Raw genomic sequence first — 4,958 nt, forward strand, 5'->3', positions numbered from 1 at the left:
AATTCCACCACTCGGGCATCGAGTTTGCTAATTAAAGCGTGTGGAGTGTTGAAATGGAGGCGGAACCCGGAGTCGAACCGAGGTAAACGGATTTGCAATCCGGTGCATGGCCACTCTGCCATTCCGCCCCAATACTGGAGTAATAACCTTGAGATAAACTTGGAGCGGTACACGAGGCTCGAACTCGTGACCTCGACCTTGGCAAGGTCGCGCTCTACCAACTGAGCTAGTACCGCATTTTATTTATCAGTTATTTGAATTAACACATGATGATTTATGTGAACATTCAGGTAACTGATTAATTACCGTTTTGTTTATCTCGGGGGCTATGCCCTCTCAACACGGACGCATTCTACAGAGATTATTAAACGCGTCAATACAAAAAATGCTAGTTTTGAACTGTTTGCTTGTTTTTTATCTAAAACGGTGCGTTATTATACATTTAGAGTTAATTTTTAGTCAATTCACCCCATGCTGCACGTAAATATTGCATCATAGAACTCAAGGTTAAAAAGGTCGCAATGTACAGTAGTCCAAAACTTAAATAGTTCATCCACGTATCATATTGCCAAATCAAACCGATAATGGCTAACATTTGTGCAGCCGTCTTTATTTTACCCATATTTGATACAGCTACATTACCACGCTTACCCTGCTCTGCCATCCATTCACGAAGTGCAGATATGATAATTTCACGGCTTATTATAATAAGAGCAGGTATTGTCATATACATTGACTGGTACTGATCAGATAACGCTACAAGTGCAGCACATACCATTACTTTGTCAGCAACAGGATCTAAAAAAGCACCAAAAGGAGTTGATTGCTCAAGCTTTCTTGCCAAATAACCGTCTAATATATCGGTGATCGATGCAAGCCAAAAAATAAAGGCGGCAGCAAAAAAAGCCCAGCTATAAGGCAAATAAAATATCACCAAAAAAACGGGGATAAGAAAAAGTCTAAATGTTGTGAGTGTGTTTGGAATATTCCACATAACTACTTGGATATGTCTTTTTTGCTATATTCGCATGTAGGGCTAGCCCTTGTCATGCAAATGGTTAAATATCTTCTCAGCCATGTCAGGGCTGATCCCAGGAACTTTCTTTAACTGTTCTATATTAGCAGCTTTTACACCCTGCATGCCCCCTAAATATTTTAATAATGTTTGGCGACGCTTAGAACCTACTCCATTTATTTCTTCTAGTAGTGATTGTGTACGTTGTTTTTGTCGTTTATTACGATGCCCTGCAATAGCAAAACGGTGAGACTCATCACGTATATGCTGAATCAAATGAAGCGCAGGCGCATCTGAATCCATCGGAATGGTTTTGCGTCCACCGTCAATCAATAGTGTTTCAAGACCGGGTTTACGACTCGTTCCTTTTGCAACACCGACTAATAAAGGCATTTTAGTGTGCGGCCAATTAGAAAAGTACTGCTCAGCGCGTCCTAACTGCCCCTTACCGCCATCAATAAAGATAACGTCTGGAATTTTGTCTTCGTCTACTAACTTGTTATAGCGCTTGTTAAGTGCAAATTCCATTGCAGCATAATCATCGCCACCTGTAATACCTGTTACGTTGTAGCGCCTATACTCTTTTGTATTTGGGCCTTGTGAGTCAAATACAACACAACTTGCAACGGTGTTCTCCCCCATGGTGTGGCTTATATCAAAACACTCCATTCGGGTAATATCGTCAAGTCGCAGTGTTGCTTTTAATTGTGCATAACGTTTATTAATAGAGTCTTGGGTACTTTGTTTAACCGCAATACTGTTTAATGCATTTTTATTGGCCAGTTGTAAGTATTGCGCACGCTCACCACGAGTGACCACTTTAAGGATTACTTTGCGCTCACTTATTTGTGTAAGCGCTTCGCCGAGTGCCCCGCTCTCTTCTATTTCAAACGGTAATATGATTTCTTTTGCAATACGCCCTGTTGCTCCTGGCGCTAAATAGTACTGTCCTAAAAATGAAGTCAATATTTCTTGCTCACTCGAATCTTTAGGTACTTTTGGAAAATAGGTTTTACTACCCAGTACTTTATGATCGCGGATCATTAATAAATGAATGCCGTTTAACCCGTTTAAATGCGCAAAACCGACAACATCCATTTCTGCAAAGTTACCAGAAATAGACTGTTGCTCCTGCATTTTACGAAGTAGCATTATTTGGTCGCGAACTTTTGCCGCCAATTCAAAGTTTAATTGCAGGCTGGCTGCTTCCATTTTTTTTATTAAATCAGCAATAACTTCGTGAGATTTACCCGTTAAAAATTTACGAACATAGTCAACTTGCTCACTGTAATCATCATCAGTTACTTTATTTACACATGGAGCTGAGCAACGTTTAAGTTGATATTGCAGACACGGGCGACTTCTTGCGCGGTAATAAGCATCTTCACATTGACGAACAGGAAATATTTTTTGCATTAACCGCAAGCTTTCAGATACCGCTCCTGCGCTTGGGAAAGGCCCAAAGTACTCACCTTTAATTTTACGACTGCCACGATGAAATGCTAAACGAGGGTGTTTATGGCTAGTGAGTAAAATATAGGGGTACGACTTATCGTCGCGTAATAATATGTTGTACCGAGGCTGATATTTTTTTATTAGATTATTTTCTAGCAGCAGCGCTTCGGTTTCAGTATTGGTGAGGGTGACTTCAATGTTACAAATATTACTCACTAAAACGCGTGTTTTGCTATCGGTAATGTTACTTCTAAAGTAACTGCTCACACGCTTTTTTAGATGCTTTGCTTTACCAACATAAATAACTTGGTTGTCACTATCAAGCATGCGGTATACGCCCGGCTCACTTGATAGCGTTTTGAGAAAATGTACGTGATCGAATTCAGACATAAATTATAGTTAGTACGAAACGTCTATATCAATCATTTTATGACGAATAGCTAAATGGGTAAGCTCAACATCACCACCTACATTTAACTTTTCAAACATACGGTAACGATAGCTATTTACTGTTTTAGAGCTTAGATTTAAGCGTTCAGCTATATTTTGTGCTTTTTCACCTTTGGTGATCATAAGCATAATTTGCAGTTCGCGCTCAGATAAACTCTGAAAAGGGTTTTCATCTGTGCGGCCTGTCACTTGTGCAAGCGCTATCTGCTGTGCAATTTCAGGTGCAATGTAACGCTGACCAGCATGAACACAACGAATGGCACGAACCATTTCATCAGAACCTGCACCTTTAGTTAAAAAGCCATGTGCACCAATTTGCATTACCTTGCTCGGAAACGGGTCTTCACAATTAACAGTAAGCACAATAATTTTTACATCTGGGCAGTAACGACAAATCTTTTTAGTCGCTTCTAATCCGCCCATGCCTGGCATATTCATATCCATTAATACTATGTTTGGCGCATGCTGACGACAAAACTGTACAGCCTCTTCGCCAGTTTTAGCTTCGCCAATTACTTTAAACCCTCGTACGTCATCAAGAATACGCTTGATTCCTGTTCGTACAAGTTCATGGTCATCAACTAAAAGTACATTAATCAATGGAACATCCTCACTTACCTAACAACATGCAATTTAATTAAATTAATTTGCCACAGTAACATACATAAAGCGAAACAATAATTAATATTATTGCCTCGCTCTAATAGTTTAAGATGACGATTTTTCGCTAAATCTGTCAACCCATAACGCAATGATACCATCACCCGTTACATTACACGCAGTACCAAAGCTATCTTGTGCTAAATAAAGTGCAATCATTAATGCAACAGCACCTTCATTAAACCCAAGCATGCTTGTTAATAAACCAAGCGCCGACATGACTGCACCACCTGGCGCACCCGGTGCTGCAATCATTACTACACCTAACATCATAATAAACGGTAGCATACCCATTAATGAAGGAACTTCCATGCTTGGCGATAAAAACATAACAGCCATTGCACAGGTTACTATAGTGATAGTTGAGCCAGATAAGTGAATAGTCGCGCAAAGTGGCACTGTAAAGTTAGCTACATCTTCTTTAACGTTATTTGCTTTACTTGATTGAAGCGATACTGGAATCGTTGCTGCACTTGACATAGTACCTAACGCTGTAAAGTAAGCTGGTAGCATATTTTTAACTAATTCGATTGGATTACGTTTTAACAATATACCTGTCGCTATATATAAAACGCTTAACCATAACCAATGCATAACAAGCGCTGCAATTAGTACTACACCAAATGTTTGCAACGTATCTACCACAGTGCCTGCCACCGTCATTTCGGCAAATACGCCAGCAATGTAAAATGGTAAAGCTGGAATAATTACTTTCGATAATAACCCGTCCACTACATCACGACCCTGATCAGACACCTTTTTAAGCGTATCAAGTTCTAGTTGGCTCATGCCTATACCAAATACAAAAGCAGTCACTAATGCGGTCATTACACCCATCAGAGGTGGAATTTCTAAATCAATAAAACTACCTATTTCAGTAGCAACTTCTGCTTCAAATGTAATGCCACCACTTAAAAAAGGTATAACAGCACTTACTAATAAAAATGCAAGCGTACCTGCAATAATGGTAGAGCTGTAAGCAAACCCTACTGTTTTACCAAGTAAGTGACCAGACCCTTTTGGTAGGCCAGCAATACCCGATGCAATAAAAAATAAAATGATAAGAGGGATGGTAAAGGAGATAATTTGACCAATCAGCTCTTTTACTGTAAATAAAAGTTCAACACCAGTGATAGGTACATACAGTCCGACTAAGATACCGGCCACAATACCGGCAATTAATTTTAAGATTAACTTCATTGTGATTGCTTAATTGAATTTAGATACGTGTTTTTATCATGTTTTAGACGCATTGTGTGATAAAACTATTCAAGTTACATTCATATGCACAAATAACGAACAAATACAGCTTGATCCAATGCTCTTTCGAACATTTTTTGACTAAACGAGTTTTTACTCTTTAAATTTCAAATTAAGC

At 39.2% G+C, this 4,958-nt stretch carries 4 protein-coding genes and 2 tRNA genes; all 6 read right to left on the reverse strand.

Annotation, left to right across the window (positions count from 1 at the left end; translation table 11 throughout):
• Nucleotides 1–54: 54 nt before the first annotated feature.
• The 6 genes from GQR46_RS15915 to GQR46_RS15940 all read right to left on the reverse strand — a co-directional run bounded on the left by GQR46_RS15915 (nucleotide 55) and on the right by GQR46_RS15940 (nucleotide 4,780).
• Nucleotides 55–128 (reverse strand) — tRNA-Cys (locus GQR46_RS15915).
• 32 nt (nucleotides 129–160) lie between these two features.
• A tRNA-Gly gene (locus GQR46_RS15920) sits at nucleotides 161–236 on the reverse strand.
• Between the two features lie 212 nt (nucleotides 237–448).
• Nucleotides 449–994, reverse strand: a complete 546-nt coding sequence (gene pgsA, locus GQR46_RS15925) for a CDP-diacylglycerol--glycerol-3-phosphate 3-phosphatidyltransferase (RefSeq protein WP_032827134.1) — start codon at nucleotides 992–994, stop codon at nucleotides 449–451.
• A gap of 42 nt (nucleotides 995–1,036) precedes the next feature.
• Entirely contained in the window at nucleotides 1,037–2,860 is a 1,824-nt protein-coding gene (gene uvrC, locus GQR46_RS15930) for an excinuclease ABC subunit UvrC (protein WP_021032122.1), read from the reverse strand.
• A gap of 9 nt (nucleotides 2,861–2,869) precedes the next feature.
• Entirely contained in the window at nucleotides 2,870–3,520 is a 651-nt protein-coding gene (gene uvrY / locus GQR46_RS15935; RefSeq protein ID WP_002963136.1) for a UvrY/SirA/GacA family response regulator transcription factor, read from the reverse strand.
• Nucleotides 3,521–3,628: 108 nt separating this feature from the next.
• Nucleotides 3,629–4,780 (reverse strand): dicarboxylate/amino acid:cation symporter, encoded by a 1,152-nt coding sequence (locus GQR46_RS15940; RefSeq protein ID WP_007587010.1) that lies wholly within the window; start codon nucleotides 4,778–4,780, stop codon nucleotides 3,629–3,631.
• Nucleotides 4,781–4,958 lie beyond the last annotated feature (178 nt).

This window comes from Pseudoalteromonas sp. Z1A6, assembly GCF_011378745.1.
Lineage (GTDB): Bacteria > Pseudomonadota > Gammaproteobacteria > Enterobacterales > Alteromonadaceae > Pseudoalteromonas > Pseudoalteromonas arctica.